The 15,332-nt window shown below is 49.7% G+C and carries 13 protein-coding genes; 12 read left to right on the top strand and 1 reads right to left on the bottom strand.

Going from position 1 to position 15,332, the window contains the following annotated elements; translation table 11 throughout:
- The first annotated feature begins 277 nt into the window (after positions 1–277).
- From ilvB to ACXADP_RS14580, 10 genes are all read left to right on the top strand, one after another.
- Positions 278–1,993: a biosynthetic-type acetolactate synthase large subunit gene (ilvB, locus tag ACXADP_RS14625; RefSeq protein ID WP_474967927.1), complete on the top strand. Its 1,716-nt coding sequence runs from the start codon at positions 278–280 to the stop codon at positions 1,991–1,993.
- On the top strand, positions 1,990–2,511 hold the full coding sequence (ilvN, locus tag ACXADP_RS14620; protein ID WP_027953607.1) for an acetolactate synthase small subunit: 522 nt from the start codon (positions 1,990–1,992) through the stop codon (positions 2,509–2,511). The genes ilvB and ilvN overlap by 4 nt, the downstream gene beginning before the upstream one ends.
- Positions 2,512–2,529: 18 nt before the next feature.
- The gene (gene ilvC, locus ACXADP_RS14615) at positions 2,530–3,561 is read left to right on the top strand and encodes a ketol-acid reductoisomerase (protein ID WP_206931791.1); all 1,032 of its coding nucleotides are present in this window, start codon (positions 2,530–2,532) and stop codon (positions 3,559–3,561) included.
- Entirely contained in the window at positions 3,548–5,095 is a 1,548-nt protein-coding gene (locus ACXADP_RS14610) for a 2-isopropylmalate synthase (protein WP_474967929.1), read from the top strand. The genes ilvC and ACXADP_RS14610 overlap by 14 nt, the downstream gene beginning before the upstream one ends.
- Positions 5,096–5,111: 16 nt before the next feature.
- Positions 5,112–6,218 carry a 3-isopropylmalate dehydrogenase gene (gene leuB / locus ACXADP_RS14605; RefSeq protein ID WP_474967930.1) on the top strand — a complete coding sequence of 369 codons (1,107 nt, stop codon included), beginning with the start codon at positions 5,112–5,114 and terminating at the stop codon, positions 6,216–6,218.
- A gap of 35 nt (positions 6,219–6,253) precedes the next feature.
- Entirely contained in the window at positions 6,254–7,666 is a 1,413-nt protein-coding gene (leuC, locus tag ACXADP_RS14600) for a 3-isopropylmalate dehydratase large subunit (RefSeq protein WP_474971812.1), read from the top strand.
- Positions 7,667–7,670: 4 nt separating this feature from the next.
- Positions 7,671–8,276: a 3-isopropylmalate dehydratase small subunit gene (leuD, locus tag ACXADP_RS14595; RefSeq protein WP_474971811.1), complete on the top strand. Its 606-nt coding sequence runs from the start codon at positions 7,671–7,673 to the stop codon at positions 8,274–8,276.
- 14 nt (positions 8,277–8,290) lie between these two features.
- Positions 8,291–9,250 (top strand): threonine ammonia-lyase, encoded by a 960-nt coding sequence (ilvA, locus tag ACXADP_RS14590; RefSeq protein WP_474971810.1) that lies wholly within the window; start codon positions 8,291–8,293, stop codon positions 9,248–9,250.
- 145 nt (positions 9,251–9,395) lie between these two features.
- Complete coding sequence (locus ACXADP_RS14585) at positions 9,396–10,559, top strand: iron-containing alcohol dehydrogenase (protein WP_474971809.1); 1,164 nt, start codon at positions 9,396–9,398, stop codon at positions 10,557–10,559.
- 229 nt (positions 10,560–10,788) lie between these two features.
- A complete protein-coding gene (locus ACXADP_RS14580) occupies positions 10,789–11,922 on the top strand; it encodes a D-alanyl-D-alanine carboxypeptidase family protein (RefSeq protein WP_474967935.1) in 1,134 nt (377 codons plus the stop codon).
- Between the two features lie 79 nt (positions 11,923–12,001).
- On the opposite strand, the gene ACXADP_RS14575 is transcribed toward ACXADP_RS14580, so the two are convergent.
- The gene (locus ACXADP_RS14575; RefSeq protein ID WP_474971808.1) at positions 12,002–12,766 is read right to left on the bottom strand and encodes a sporulation protein; all 765 of its coding nucleotides are present in this window, start codon (positions 12,764–12,766) and stop codon (positions 12,002–12,004) included.
- Positions 12,767–13,040: 274 nt separating this feature from the next.
- Here ACXADP_RS14575 and ACXADP_RS14570 point away from each other — a divergent pair, with 274 nt between their 5' ends.
- Positions 13,041–14,594: a methyl-accepting chemotaxis protein gene (locus ACXADP_RS14570; protein ID WP_474971807.1), complete on the top strand. Its 1,554-nt coding sequence runs from the start codon at positions 13,041–13,043 to the stop codon at positions 14,592–14,594.
- Between the two features lie 280 nt (positions 14,595–14,874).
- Positions 14,875–15,300 (top strand): DUF1801 domain-containing protein, encoded by a 426-nt coding sequence (locus tag ACXADP_RS14565; RefSeq protein ID WP_474967938.1) that lies wholly within the window; start codon positions 14,875–14,877, stop codon positions 15,298–15,300.
- Positions 15,301–15,332 lie beyond the last annotated feature (32 nt).

Here is a 15,332-nt window from a genome sequence, read left to right as displayed (position 1 = left end):
TGAACGGTATGCTTAGTAGGCCGGACCAGGTGTATCACTGCACCTGTTACCAAAAGGAGTTATGACGACTCCATGAGGTGAAGCTTTTGAGAGCTTCATGAACGAGGGTGGTACCGTGGAAGTAAAGAGAGACCTTTTCACCCCTCACGTTCCTGCATCATTCTGGTGGTGCATGAACTTGAGGAGGAGAAGGTCTCTTTTTTATTCGACAAAGAGCAGGTGGAACAGCGGAAAATCCGCTTTATTCTTCACAACTACTGCAGGAGGGATGAAAAAAATGAAAGCACAGGCAAGTGCGGAACAAAAGACCGCAGTGAAAACAGGGGCCGATTTACTTGTAGAGGCATTGATTGGCCAGAGTGTTGATACGTTGTTCGGTTATCCAGGAGGAGCTGTGCTGCCGATTTACGATGCCATTTACCGGGCGGAAGGCAGCTTTGATCACGTGCTTCCAAGGCATGAACAAGGGGCCATCCATGCAGCTGAAGGCTACGCCCGTGTTTCCGGCCGTGCTGGAGTTGTTATCGGCACATCAGGACCAGGGGCAACGAACCTTGTGACCGGTATTGCCGATGCCATGATGGATTCGATCCCACTCGTCATCTTCACCGGACAGGTGGCGAAAGGGGTCATTGGTACAGATGCCTTCCAGGAATCGGACATCATGGGAATCACTACACCAATCACGAAGCATAACTACCAAGTTCAGAATATTGAAGATCTTCCGAGAATTGTGAATGAGGCCTTCCACATAGCTACGACTGGACGACCGGGTCCTGTCGTCGTGGATATTCCGAAAGACATCAGTTCAACCGTCTTTGAGAAAGACATCAACAAGGAGTTTCATCTTCCGGGATATCAGCCGACGACGAAACCGAATCCGATGCAGATCAATAAGCTGCATGAAGCCCTTCTTGCAGCTGAAAAGCCGGTCGTTCTGGCCGGATCCGGCGTTATCCACGCCAAGGCTTCTGAAGAGCTCAGGACATTTGTAAGAAATTACGAGCTTCCGGTCACCTCGACTCTGCTGGGTCTTGGAAGTTATCCCGGCAGCGACCGTCTTTCCCTTGGCATGGCCGGGATGCACGGAACTTATGCAGCAAATATGGCCCTGTACGAATGCGATCTGCTCATCAACTTCGGCTCACGCTTTGATGACAGACTGACAGGTAATCTGAAACATTTTGCACCACATGCCAAAGTGGCGCATATCGATATCGACCCTGCAGAAATCGGTAAAAACGTGGAAACCCATATCCCGATCGTATCGGACGCGAAAGCGGCCCTTACATCGCTGAATGAAAAAGCCGTGCAGAACCTGGATCACCATGATTGGATGATGAAAGCAGAAAAGAACAAACAGGATTTCCCTTTGTGGCATGACCAGCCGGAGGCAGAGATCGTCCCCCAGTGGCTGCTCCAGAAAGTCTATGAATATACCAAAGGGGAAGCGGTTGTAACGACAGATGTCGGGCAGCATCAAATGTGGGCGGCCCAGTATTACCAGTTCGACGAGCCGAACCGCTGGGTTACTTCCGGGGGGCTTGGAACGATGGGGTACGGTTTTCCAGCGGCGATCGGTGCTCAGCTGGCAGATCGGAAATCCACCTGTGTGGCGGTTGTCGGCGATGGCGGTTTCCAAATGACGCTGCAGGAACTGTCTGTTCTCCAGGAGCGGCGGCTTCCAGTCAAAGTTTTGATCGTCAACAATCAGGCGCTCGGAATGGTAAGGCAGTGGCAGGAGAAGTTTTACAGTGGACGCTACTCCGAGTCGATCATGGATGTCCAGCCTGATTTTGTAAAACTGGCGGAGAGCTACCAAGTACCTGGATATAAAATTGAAACCCAGGGACAGCTGGAGGATGTACTTCCGGAAGTTCTGAACAATGATCAGCCGGCCCTTATCGACTGCCGGGTTCTGCAGAAAGAGAACGTCTATCCAATGATTGCACCTGGAAAAGGAATCCACGAGATGATTGGGGTGAAACGATGAAACGCATCGTGACAGCAACGGTTCATAACCGGAGCGGTGTCCTGAACCGGGTCACCGGCCTCCTCGCTAAGCGGCAGTTCAATATTGAAAGCATATCTGTCGGCCGCACAGAAACCGAAGGAGTATCCAAAATGACCTTCGTCGTCGAGGTGGAGGATGAGAGGAAGCTGGAGCAGCTGACGAAACAGTTGAACAAACAAATCGATGTCCTGAAAGTATCGGACATCACGGATAAAGCCATCGTAGCGAGAGAACTGGCGATGGTGAAGGTCATCAGCAACCCTCAGATCCGCAATGAAATCCAAAGCATTATTGAGCCATTCCGGGCGTCGATCATTGATGTGAGCAAGGAAAGTGTCACGGTTCAGGTGACTGGTAAATCCGACAAGGTTGATGCTCTTATCGATCTGCTCCGCCCTTATGGAATAAAAGAATCAGCAAGAACCGGGCTGACCGCCTTTACACGAGGCCACCAGCCCCAGGTAGCAGAATTCAAATCTTACTCCCTATTAAAATGATGAAAGGATGGATGAAACATGGCACATGTATACTACCACAATGATATTAAAGATGAGGTTCTAAAAAATAAGAAAGTAGCTGTCATCGGATACGGCTCCCAGGGTCATGCCCACGCATTAAACCTGAAAGAGAGCGGTCATGATGTCGTTGTTGGTCTTCGTAAAGGGAAATCATGGGATAAAGCAGTGGAAGACGGTGTGGAAGTGAAGACCGTTCCGGAGGCTGTAGAAGGTGCTGATGTCGTTATGATCCTTCTTCCGGATGAGTATCAGCCGAAAGTGTACGAAGAACAGATCAAACCGAATCTGAAATCCGGTGCAGCGCTTGCTTTCGCTCACGGATTCAACGTTCATTTCAATCAGGTTGTCCCTCCATCCGATGTGGATGTATTCCTCGTAGCTCCGAAAGGTCCGGGACATCTTGTCCGCCGTACATTTGAAGAAGGAGCAGGGGTGCCGGCCCTGATCGGTGTAGAGCAGGATGTAACAGGGGAAGCCAAAGAGGTTGCTCTCGCCTATGCGAAAGGAATCGGCGGCGGCCGTGCAGGTGTATTGGAAACATCCTTCCAGGAAGAAACCGAAACAGACTTGTTCGGTGAGCAGGCTGTCCTGTGCGGTGGTTTGACCAGCCTTGTTAAGGCAGGCTTTGAAACATTGACAGAAGCTGGTTACCAGCCGGAAGTGGCCTACTTCGAATGTCTTCACGAATTGAAACTGATTGTAGACCTTATGTATGAAGGCGGTCTGGAAGGCATGCGTTATTCCATTTCTGATACCGCTCAGTGGGGTGACTTCGTCTCCGGTCCACGCGTCGTTGATGAAACTACGAAAGCCCGCATGAAAGAAGTGCTGACAGATATTCAGACTGGTAAATTTGCGAAAGGCTGGATTCTTGAAAACCAAGTGAACCGTCCTGAGTTCACGGCGATCAACGCGAAGGAAAGTCAGCATCAAATCGAAAAGGTGGGTAGAGAGCTCCGCGAATTAATGCCGTTCGTCAAGAAGTCCCAGTCCAAAGAAAAGGATGTGGTCACTCATGGCTCACGTTAATGTCTTTGACACGACCCTGCGTGATGGAGAGCAGTCCGCCGGGGTCAACTTGAACCGTTTGGAAAAAGTGGAAATTGCCAAGCAGCTGGAGAGACTTGGTGTAGACATTATGGAAGCAGGATTCCCTGCTTCCTCCCAGGCGGATTTTGATGCAGTCAAAGAGATTGCCGATACGGTACGCGGTTGTTCAGTAACAGGACTGGCGCGGGCGAATAAGCGCGATATCGATATCGCGTGGGAAGCATTGAAAGGCGGAGCGGAACCGAGACTCCACGTCTTTCTTGCCACCTCCCCGATTCATATGACACATAAATTGAAAAAAACGCCGGATGAGGTTGTAGAAACCGCCGTCAGCATGGTCCGCTACGCCCGTGAGAAATTCCCTTATGTTCAGTTCTCCGCAGAGGATGCGCTGCGCTCGGACCGGGATTTTCTCGTTCACATCATTGAACAAGTCATTGATGCGGGGGCTTCAGTAATCAATCTGCCGGATACGGTCGGTTTCACGACACCGGATGAAATCGGCAGCCTTTTCCGGTATGTAAGGGAGCAGGTGCCGAACATTGATCAAGCGGTCCTCTCTACGCATAACCACGATGATTTGGGGATGGCTGTCAGCAACTCCCTGGCAGCCGTCGAAAACGGGGCCGGCCAGATCGAAGGCACCATTAACGGTATCGGAGAACGTGCCGGAAACGCCGCTTTAGAGGAGATTGCCGTCGCCTTTCAGATCAGGCAGGACCGCTACGATTTCCAAACGGGTCTGGTTCTTAAGGAAATTAAGCGGACGAGTGATCTTGTCAGCCGCTTGACCGGGATGCAGGTGCCGGGGAACAAGGCGGTTGTCGGACGTAATGCCTTTGCCCATGAGTCCGGTATTCACCAAGACGGTGTCCTGAAAGAAGCTACGACGTACGAAATCATTACACCGGCTATGGTGGGTATTGATTCCAACCGGATGGTTCTTGGCAAACACTCCGGCCGGCACGCGTTCAAGCAGAAAGCGGAAGAGCTGGGCTTTGAATTGAACGAAACGAAGCTGAAAGAAGCGTTCGCATCTTTCAAAGATTTGACCGGCAAGAAAAAAGAGGTCACCGATGATGATCTTTTTGCGATTCTTACCGATACGCAGACCGAAAACGAAGACCAGCCGAAGTACGAATTGAAAGCCTTCCAGGTCCAGTACGGCAGCATCAACCGCCCGACCGCTACGGTTCTTTTAACGAAACCGGATGGAGAAGAAGCGGAAAAAGCCAATACCGGCGAAGGAAGTGTCGAAGCGATTTACAACACACTGGATGATTTGATTGATGCAGATGTTCATCTACAGGATTATCAACTCAGCTCCATTGGAAGAGGACGCGATGCACTGGCAGAGGTTCACGTCCAGCTGACCGTCAACGGGGTAAAAGCCTCCGGCCGTGGATCGGCGCAGGATGTGCTGGAAGCTTCCGCCCACGCATTTTTAAACGCGGTCAATCGTACACTTTATCAGCATAAACGTCATGAAGGCTACGAAAAAGTGCAGGTATAACAAAAGGGGGATGTACATGGAGAAACATATCGTTTTACTGCCGGGCGACGGCATCGGTCCGGAAGTAACAAAAGCAGCCAGACAGGTGCTGCAGGCGGTCGCCGACCGTTACCAGCATACCTTTACATTTGAAAGTCATGACATTGGAGGAGCAGCCATCGACCAGCACGGGACGCCGCTCCCGGATGATACGGTCCAGGCGGCTAAAAAAGCCGACGCCATTTTCCTTGGAGCTGTCGGAGGTCCGAAATGGGATCAGCTGCCCGGTCATATGCGGCCGGAAAAAGGGCTGCTGGGTATCCGCAAACAGCTTGGATTGTTTGCCAACCTCCGTCCTGTCCAGGCATTTCATCAGCTGCTCCATGCTTCCCCTTTGAAAAAGGAAGTCGTTGAAAACAGTGACCTGTTGATTGTCCGGGAGCTGACCGGCGGTTTGTATTTCGGACAGCCGAGTGAGCGCAGGAACAACGGACAGGAAGTCGTGGATACGCTGGCTTATGAGCGCCATGAAATTGAAAGAATCGTCGATCAGGCGTTTCAAAGCGCGCGGGTCAGAAGAAAACACCTGACATCGGTGGATAAAGCCAATGTCCTGGAATCCAGCCGGATGTGGCGGGAAATCGTCGAAGAGAAAAAAGCGGATTATCCGGACGTGACTGTTGAGCATATGCTCGTGGATGCCGCAGCGATGAAGCTTGTGACGAACCCCTCGTATTTTGATGTGATCGTTACGGAGAACATGTTCGGAGACATCTTAAGCGACGAAGCCTCTGTCTTAACCGGATCTCTGGGTATGCTTCCATCAGCAAGCTTGAACGAAAAGAGTGTCGGTCTTTACGAACCTGTCCACGGTTCAGCTCCGGACATTGCCGGGCAGAATAAAGCTAATCCGATTGCAAGCATTCTCTCCACAGCCATGATGCTGAAACACTCCTTTGGTATGGAAGAGGAAGCCGAACAAGTGGAAGCCGCTGTTGCCGGGGTGCTGCAGGAAGGGTATCACACCGCAGACATCGATTTGAAAAGTGGTGTGAAAGTCAGCGGAAGTGAACTGGCAGCTAAAATTGTCGACCAGATCAGCACGAGTGATGCAACAGAAAATATTATGCGCTGCTATGTATGAGCGGTACAACAAAGAAAAGAAGGGAGCGGAACGGAATGAGTCAACCAAAAACCATAGTTGAAAAAATTTGGGATCAGCATGTCGTCCACGAAGAAGAAGGGAAGCCGAATCTTCTCTATATCGACCTGCATCTGGTTCATGAAGTGACCTCTCCCCAGGCGTTTGAAGGGCTCCGCATGAGCGGAAGGAAGGTGAGGCGGCCGGATCGTACGTTTGCAACGATGGATCACAACGTGCCGACCATCCACCGCAATGTCATCAAGGATGAAGTTTCCAAGAAACAGATGGAAACACTCGAGACAAATTGTAAGGAATTTGGAGTCCGGCTGGCGGATATCAACCACCCGGACCAGGGCATTGTCCATGTCATTGGTCCGGAGCTTGGGTTAACCCAGCCGGGAAAAACAATCGTCTGTGGAGATAGTCATACCTCTACACACGGGGCTTTTGGCGCCCTCGCATTTGGAATCGGCACGAGTGAAGTGGAGCACGTGCTGGCCACTCAATCTCTCTGGCAGGCCAAGCCGAAAACCCTTCAGGTTCATGTGGAGGGAGTATTGGGAACAGGAGTGACAGCCAAGGACTTGATTCTGGCGATCATCGGTAAATACGGCGTCCGTTTCGGTACCGGCCATGTCATTGAATACACGGGCGAAGCGGTCCGTAACCTGACGATGGAAGAACGGATGACGGTCTGTAACATGTCGATTGAAGCGGGCGCACGTGCCGGTTTGATTTCACCGGACGAGACCACTGTCGAGTATCTCCGCGGGAAGCGTTACGTGCCTGAGGGAGAAGATTTTGAAGAAGTCAAGGAGCAGTGGCTGTCGCTGGCATCGGATGAAGGGGCGGAATACGACCAGACCCTTACCATCCATGCAGATGAAATTGAGCCTCAGGTGACATGGGGGACCAACCCTTCTCAGTGTGTTCCTGTCGGTGGACGTGTCCCCGATCCGGAGCAGGTGGAGGATGACCGTGACGGCATTGAACGGGCGATCGATTATATGGGCCTTGAAGCGAATCAGGCGATTGAGTCCATACCTGTTGAACACGTGTTTATCGGATCTTGTACAAACTCCCGTTTGAGCGATCTGCGCCGGGCGGCTGAAATCGTCCGTGGCGGCCGTGTCCATGATGGGGTCAGAGCTCTCGTTGTACCGGGGTCCAAGTCAGTGAAAGATGCAGCAGAAGCCGAAGGTCTGGACACGATCTTCCTGACTGCCGGATTTGAATGGCGCGATGCCGGCTGCAGCATGTGTCTGGCGATGAACGATGATATCGTTCCGCCGGGTGAGCGCTGTGCCTCAACGTCCAACCGTAACTTTGAAGGGCGTCAGGGGAATGGGGCGCGCACCCATCTTGTCAGTCCGGAAATGGCAGCGGCAGCAGCTCTTGAAGGCCGTTTTGTAGACGTCAGAAAATATGCCAGTACGGTAGGAGGGTGAACAGATGGAACCATTAAAACAGCACAAAGGTCTGGTCTACCCATTGAATCGATCGAATGTCGATACCGATCAGATCATTCCAAAACAGTTCTTGAAACGGATTGAACGGCAGGGGTTTGGTCAGTTCCTCTTCTACAACTGGCGGTTTGATGAAGACGGGGCTCCGCGGGAGGACTTTTCCCTGAACAAGCCGAAGTATGACGGTGCTTCGGTTTTAGCAGGAGGAGAGAACTTCGGATGCGGCTCCTCCAGGGAACACGCCCCATGGGCGATCCAGGATTATGGTTTCCGTGTCGTCATCGCTCCGAGCTTTGCTGATATCTTTTATAACAACTGCTTCAAAAACGGGATCCTTCCTATTCAACTGCCGAAGCCTGTCGTTGATCAGTTGATGGAAAAGGCGGAAACCGAGGCTTATGAAGTGGCCGTGGATCTGGAAGCGCAGACGATTGATGGCGGCGGTTTCGAAGTGGCATTCGATATTCAGCCCTATCATAAGGAAATGTTGTTGAACGGCTGGGATGAAATTGCCGTTACACTGACGTACGAAGACAAAATCGACCAATTTGAGGAAAAACAAAAAGGAGTGAAGACGTTGGGGATTTCTTAACGCTGGCTAAAGTAATGGATGCACAGGAACAGCTGCAGGAGGTTGTGCACCGCACGCCACTGCAGACGTCAACGACCTTTAATGAACGGACAGGGCAGCACGTCTATTTGAAGATGGAAAATCAGCAGAAAACCGGCGCGTTTAAAGTCAGGGGAGCTTCCTATAAGGTCGCCTGCCTGACGGAAGAGGAAGCCGCATGCGGAGTCATTGCTGCCTCAGCAGGCAACCATGCCCAGGGAGTGGCGGTTGCTGCAGCGAAGCGGGGAATTACGGCGCAAATCTTCATGCCGGAAGGAACACCACAGGCGAAGGTGGAAGCAACAGAAGGCTACGGGGCAACCGTTGTCCTCACAGGGGAATCCTTTCAGGAAGCTTATCAGGCCGCACGGATCGAGCAGGAACGATCCGGCGCGACGTTCCTTCATCCCTTTGATGATTATGAAGTGATGGCTGGGCAAGCTACGGTGGCTGTGGAAATGCTTCAGCAGCAGCCGGATCTTGAACGCCTTTTCGTACCAATTGGAGGCGGCGGTTTGATCAGCGGTGTTGCTTTTGCTGCGAAACAGCTGAAGCCGGATATTACGGTGATCGGCGTTCAGTCAGCCAAAGCACCGTCCACCTACAATGCACTTTATAAGAAAGGACCGGCAAAACTGACGTCTGTTTCCACAATCGCAGATGGCATTGCCGTGAAAGAGCATGGAAGGTTAACGTTTACGTGTATCCAGAAATACGTGGACCAGGTCATCACCGTGGAAGAACATGAAATCGCCCAGGCGATGCTTCTGCTGCTTGAACGAGAGAAAACCCTTGTAGAGGGGGCTGGTGCCACAGCACTGGCAGGCCTTCTAAAGACATGTCACTCCTTTGAACAGCAGCAGTGCGGCGTTGTTTTGAGCGGCGGGAACATGGATCTCTCCCGGCTGCCACTGGTCCGAAAGCTGGCCAACCCAAAAAAGGTTGTCATCGCATAAGGTGACAGGATTAAACCAGAAGAAAACCGGCAGCGGTTTCTTCTGGTTTTTGTATGTTGAGTAAAGAAGCAGAGGCGGATGGTTCGTGTGAGGGGGGAGGGGATGGTACAATACTCGTGAATCCATTACATAAGAGGTGAAAATGATGAATCAATTTTTACAATATAACCCGACGCGACTGTACTTCGGGAAGGGGCAGATTGAGCAGATGGCTCAGGAAATCACAAAAGGTTCGAAAGTCCTTGTCGTTTACGGCGGTGGGAGCATTAAGCGGAACGGTGTGTACGATGAAGCTGTCGGCATGTTGAAATCTCTTGATGCGGACATGTATGAACTGTCCGGTGTGGAGCCCAATCCGCGTTTAACGACAGTGAAGAAAGGTGTAGAGATCTGTAAGCAGGAAGGCATCGATTTCCTTCTCGCTGTCGGCGGTGGCAGTGTGATTGACTGTACAAAAGCGATTGCCGCGGGTGCGAAATACGAAGGAGACGCCTGGGATCTCATTACCGGCAGTGCTGCTGTCGAAAAGGCCCTTCCGTTTGGTACCGTCCTTACGCTGGCAGCAACTGGATCGGAGATGAATGCGGTATCTGTCATCACAAACTGGCAGACAAGAGATAAACTTGGCTGGGGATCCCCGCACGTATTCCCGACGTTCTCGATCCTTGATCCTTCCTATACGTTTTCTGTACCGGAACACCAGACTGTGTACGGCATTGTCGATAGTATGTCTCACGCGTTGGAGCACTATTTCCACCGCACTCCCAATACACCGATGATCGACGGGTTTATCGAATCGCTGCTCCGAACAGCTGTTGAATATGGACCTAAACTGATGGAAAATCAGCAGTCCTATGAGTACCGCGAAACAATGATGTATATAAGTACGACAGCTTTCAATGGTACGCTGTCCAATGGAACCGACGGCGGCGACTGGGCCACACACCGCATCGAGCACGCGCTCTCTGCGGTATATGATATTCCCCATGGCGGCGGTCTCGCCATCCTGTTCCCGAACTGGCTGGAACACGTCCTCGATGAAGATCCAAGCCGCGTGAAGCAGCTGGCCGTCAACGTTTTTGGTATTGATCCTGAAGGTAAAGACGATAAGCAGACAGCCCAAGAAGGAGCGGCTGCCTTAAGAGGTTTCTGGAACTCTCTAGGCGCCCCGTCCACCTTGAAAGATTACGATATTGATGGTCAGGATTTCGACTCCATTGTTGAAAAAACGTTCATCAAGCCGGGTGTCGGCACGTATAAGGAATTGGACAAGGAAAGTGTCCGCGACATCTTGAACCGATCCCTGTAAATAGAAAAGCCCTGAGAGGAATGCAAACCTCTCAGGGCTTTTTTTGATAGAGGGAGAAACCGTTGTCAGTTTTTACCTCATATTCATAGATTAGTTAGAAAATTTACATGCCGGTTACATTTCAATTAAATCTACGTATTTTGTCTGGGTATTCAATGATTTCAAGATATAATTGTAAGCAATTGCAGAAAAATGTCGAAATTAATCAACTGAACAAGGAGACATTCGATTGAAAAAGCTTACAATTATACTGACACTTATCCTTCTAGCTGCCAATTTCTCTAGTACCCCCGTGTATGGGGAGGCTAAACCCGATTCTCCTGATATTCTTAGTGAATCAGCCATTGTTATGGAAGCAAACACCGGGAAGGTCATTTACGAGAAGGACGCTGACCGTAAGATGTATCCCGCTAGTCTGACTAAAATCGCCACTGCGATTTATGCGTTGGAAAACGGAGACCCGGAAGATCTGGTGACGGTAAGTGAAGAAGCGGGAAACACAGGCGGATCGAGTGTTTTCCTGATGGAAGGGGAGCAGGTTTCTCTGAAAAAGCTTGTACAAGGACTGCTGATCAACTCAGGGAATGATGCCGGGACGGCTATAGCTGAGCATATGAGCGGCAGTGTAGACAGCTTTTCTGAAGATTTGAGTGTCTTCCTACAAGAAAAAGTCGGAACGGAGAAAACCCATTTCACCAATCCGCACGGTCTTTATGATGGACAGCATATGACAACAGCAAGAGATCTCGCTTTAATCACTCAGTATGCGATGCAGAATGAAACGTTCATGGAGATTTTCGGTACAAAAACCATGGACTGGACGGGAGAATCATGGGAGACCACCTTGTATACCCATCACAAATTGTTCCGGGAAGATCCTTACGAAGGCATCACGGGTGGGAAAACCGGTTTTGTTCCACAGGCCGGATTTACGCTGGCAACCACGGCGGCCCGTGAGGATACGAACCTCATTGCCATAACCATGAAAACGCCGAATCAGGACCAGGTCTATACCGATACTAAAGAACTACTGGACTACGGATTCGAAAACTATGAAACGTCCTTCGTTCAAAAAGAGGAAATTCTTGGCGGCAGAGCGGATGAGTATATGCTACCTGAAGAGATTCCTTATACTCATTTAAAAGAAGAGGAAGCAGAAGTCTCTGTAAATGATAACGGGAAAGTGACGATCAACAGTGAGGATGGGACTCCACTGACTTCCTATCAGCTGGAAGAGAAGGCAGAAGTAACGAACGTTCCGAAACCTGCCGCTGTTGAGGAAGAAGAGGATTCATGGACAGATTACCTGAACTATTTGATCATCCCTCCGAAATTCTGGGCGTTGGAAGTCCTTCATTTCTAAGGCTGATGAATACGAAGGATATCCTATTTCAGGGAAACTAAAAAGAAGGGTGACAGGAACATTCCTGTCACCCTTCTTTTTAGTTTTTATAGCGGTCGATGGTTTCCTGAAGCCGGCGGGCGATGGTCTGCGTGGAGCCCGTTAACTCCTCTTTTTTTAGGGTCAGCGAAGCCCGGCTTTCATCCATTTCGAGCGCTTCTGCGAATAATCCCCCAAGTCCGCGGGCGCGGCGGTCCACTTCAAGCATCACCTCGACATGGGTTTCCTGAAGAAAGAAAACGGCCTCCAGTTCATCTAAGTAGGAGCGGTAGTTTCCACCAGGTGCGAATTCGAACTCCTGGACATATCCGTGCCGCTTGGAATACTCCATTTCGACTTTTCTTAAGCGGAAGCCGAGCTGGTTTTCCAATGCATCCAGAATGGTTCCAATGTAAGGGTGCGGAGCGATAGTGACTGGATCACGGTCTTCCGGATCAAGTGCTCTTGGAATATCCAGTCCGGTTTCAAACCATATCGGAAGCCGTCGTCCCAGAGAAGCCGGTACATGAAAAGGGATGGTGATGGAAAAAGGAATTTCCTTTTTCTCTCCCTCTTGAATCGTGATGGGTCCGGATACTGCGTATTTCTGCAGGGACACGTTTTCTTTCACTTTACGGTCATCCACCTCGCGGACAGCCTCCGTCATTAAAAAGATATGAATGGCATCAATGGACTGTTCCACGTCTCCCCCTTGGATAACAACCTTCCCGTGAACGTCTTCCCCCGGGATGAATTGATCCTTTTCCAACTGTGTATCCACTTTGGCGGCTCCGACACCGACACTTGCTAAAAACTTCTTGAACATACGATCTCCTCCTTTTTTAATGTATACGGATGAAAAGAAGAAATGGGTTCAAAAAATATGAATCCTTCTTTTTATAGGTGTAAAGGCTCCTTTATGAGGGGGATGATGAACGCTTTACTAGGATAATAGTTTCAGGTTGGTGCCGGGAGGGAATGATGTTCTTTCAGAGGCTTTTATTCTTCATCAGGGTAAAATGTTTTTGTGCAAAAAGGTGAAGAATTTCTATATTTGGCCGATAGTAGAGTATAAGGACCAGGTAGAAAGGGAGAGGTTAGTGTTACATAAAAAAAATCGAACGATGTTGTTGTTTTCAGCAGTAGGCTTGGCTTTGATGTTTTTGATTCATCTCATTCACAGAAACAGGATGCACCATTGGTCAGCTGCGGATTTCAGTGCCTATACGCCGTATTTGTATACGTACATGGTGGTGCCGTTGCTGCTGTTTATATTATCTTCCGTATTCTATTACAAAAATAAAACCCATCAGGCGCTGCCGTGGATAAACGCGCTGCTTTTCACGTTTATCAGCATCGGCATGATCACGAATGGGGAAGGTATGGTCGTCTACCATTTTTCCATCTTTTTAGTTGTTGCTCTTGCTGCTTTTTATGACCGGGTGGAGCTGCTTGGATTGATGACGATCATTTTTGCTTTGTTTCACTTCGGGGCTATGTTTACAGGGACGGAGTTTTTCTATGGAACATCGAATTATACGTGGTTTATGTTTGCGCTGCATGGGGTTTACCTCCTGCTGACAAGCGCAGGGACAAGCTATCAGATTGTGTTGAAAAACCGGCATGTCAAAGAATTGAAAACATTGTCGGATGACAAGCAGGAAGAAACCAAACGATTAATGGAACAGCTTCAAACCGTTGGCGCCGCCCTCCAGGAAACCGTTCAGCTGTTAAACCGTTCTTCAGAAAGCTCCACCCATTCGTATCAAGAGTTGGAAGATTTGATGGAACGACGCCATGAAAACACCGATCTTCAGGTCAAAGAAGCAGTGAAGAATGCTGACGACCTTTCGCATATGCATAAGGCGGTAGGAAATATGAACCAGAACCTCCATATGGTTCTCGACCAAGCAGGACAGACGGCCCGGGTTACCGAAGTAGGTGAACAGTCGCTGGAGCAGATTGTTGGTCAATTGCATCAGACCGAATCAAGCATTCATCAAACGAATGAGACCGTCCAGTTATTAAGCACATCGTCAGAGAATATTTCACAGGTTACGAAAGACATCGCATCCATTACAGAAAATACAAGGATGCTTGCCTTGAATGCTTCCATTGAAGCTGCGCGGGCCGGCGAACATGGGAAGGGCTTCAGTGTAGTGGCAGCCGAGGTACAACGCTTGTCTCAACAGTCGGAAGCATCGACAAGGAAGATCTTTGCAATCGTGGAAACGATCCAGCATTACGTTGATCAAGCTGATCAGCATTCCAGTGAAGGTATGGATCGCATGGCTGCGAGCAGGAAGCATCTGGAAGAGATGGAGACGAACTTCAAAGATATTCTGAATCAGTCGCAGCACGTAAAGAGTGAAGCAGAGGAAATACAAGTTTTTGGTGAAAACTTGACCAAAACCGCGGATGGTTTATCCCATTCGTTTGAAGATCTCTTATCCTTTATAAAAGAAGGGAAAGTTCAGAATGATCATATCAGAGAGGTTTCAAAAGGACAGCTGAAAACCATCCAAACCATGGGACAGGAAGTCCAGCAGCTCTCAGGTATGATCCTGGACATTCAGCACATTACCGAAGAGATGGATGTCAGCCGGTTGGCAGGTTACAAAAAACGTCTGCCTGCGTTGAAAGATGTCAGCTGACTGGTTTGCTCGGACCCGGCACATGGATGCCGGGTTTTTTTCGTCGATCGTCACGGGTCAGCGGTTAGTTTACCGTGCTCTGCTTTTGATTTGTAAGCCGGTCGAGAGAAGGTGGGGCAGCAGAAAGTCATGGGTAACCGTATAAAGCAGCAGCCGGATTATGATTTCTTCTTTTTCATAGGACCATCATGAATAACGCGGTGTTTTTTCTGAAAGGTGAGAGAGGATTTCCGGAAACGGGCGTGGAAATAAAGGAAGCAGAAGAGAGGAGTGAAAATCCATGGGATATGAATTGAAAACAAAGCAGAATGACCGCAGTGTCATTGAATTTATTGAAGAGGTGGAGTCAGAGAAGAGGAAAGAAGATGCCTATCGTCTCCTCGATATCTTCACAGAAACCAGCGGATATGAAGCAAAGATGTGGGGGACAAGCATCATTGGTTTCGGGTCTTACCATTATAAGTACCCCACCGGCCATGAAGGAGATGCGCCGCTCGTCGGTTTTTCTCCCAGAAAAGCGCGGCACAGTCTATATTTCGCTACAGGGGATGAAAAAAGAGCTGAACTGCTTGAACAGTTGGGAAAGCATAAGTCAGGAAAAGCCTGTGTGTATGTCAATAAACTGGATGATATCGATACGGATGTGCTGAAAGAGCTGATCCGTCAATCGATCACGTTCCTGAAACAGACGTATCCGGATGAATAAAAAATGCCTCTCCCATGAAAAGGGAGAGGCAT

Source organism: Halobacillus sp. AWH4_228 (assembly GCF_056158365.1).
This window is presented reverse-complemented; position numbering and strand designations above follow the sequence as displayed.

Coding starts and splice junctions, on each gene's coding strand:
- leuB (WP_474967930.1), top strand. CDS start 5,112: ATGGAGAAACATATCGTTTTACTGCCGGGCGACGGCATCGGTCCGGAA.
- leuD (WP_474971811.1), top strand. CDS start 7,671: ATGGAACCATTAAAACAGCACAAAGGTCTGGTCTACCCATTGAATCGA.
- ilvC (WP_206931791.1), top strand. CDS start 2,530: ATGGCACATGTATACTACCACAATGATATTAAAGATGAGGTTCTAAAA.
- ACXADP_RS14610 (WP_474967929.1), top strand. CDS start 3,548: ATGGCTCACGTTAATGTCTTTGACACGACCCTGCGTGATGGAGAGCAG.
- ilvA (WP_474971810.1), top strand. CDS start 8,291: ATGGATGCACAGGAACAGCTGCAGGAGGTTGTGCACCGCACGCCACTG.
- leuC (WP_474971812.1), top strand. CDS start 6,254: ATGAGTCAACCAAAAACCATAGTTGAAAAAATTTGGGATCAGCATGTC.
- ACXADP_RS14565 (WP_474967938.1), top strand. CDS start 14,875: ATGGGATATGAATTGAAAACAAAGCAGAATGACCGCAGTGTCATTGAA.
- ilvN (WP_027953607.1), top strand. CDS start 1,990: ATGAAACGCATCGTGACAGCAACGGTTCATAACCGGAGCGGTGTCCTG.
- ACXADP_RS14575 (WP_474971808.1), bottom strand. CDS start 12,766: ATGTTCAAGAAGTTTTTAGCAAGTGTCGGTGTCGGAGCCGCCAAAGTG.
- ilvB (WP_474967927.1), top strand. CDS start 278: ATGAAAGCACAGGCAAGTGCGGAACAAAAGACCGCAGTGAAAACAGGG.
- ACXADP_RS14585 (WP_474971809.1), top strand. CDS start 9,396: ATGAATCAATTTTTACAATATAACCCGACGCGACTGTACTTCGGGAAG.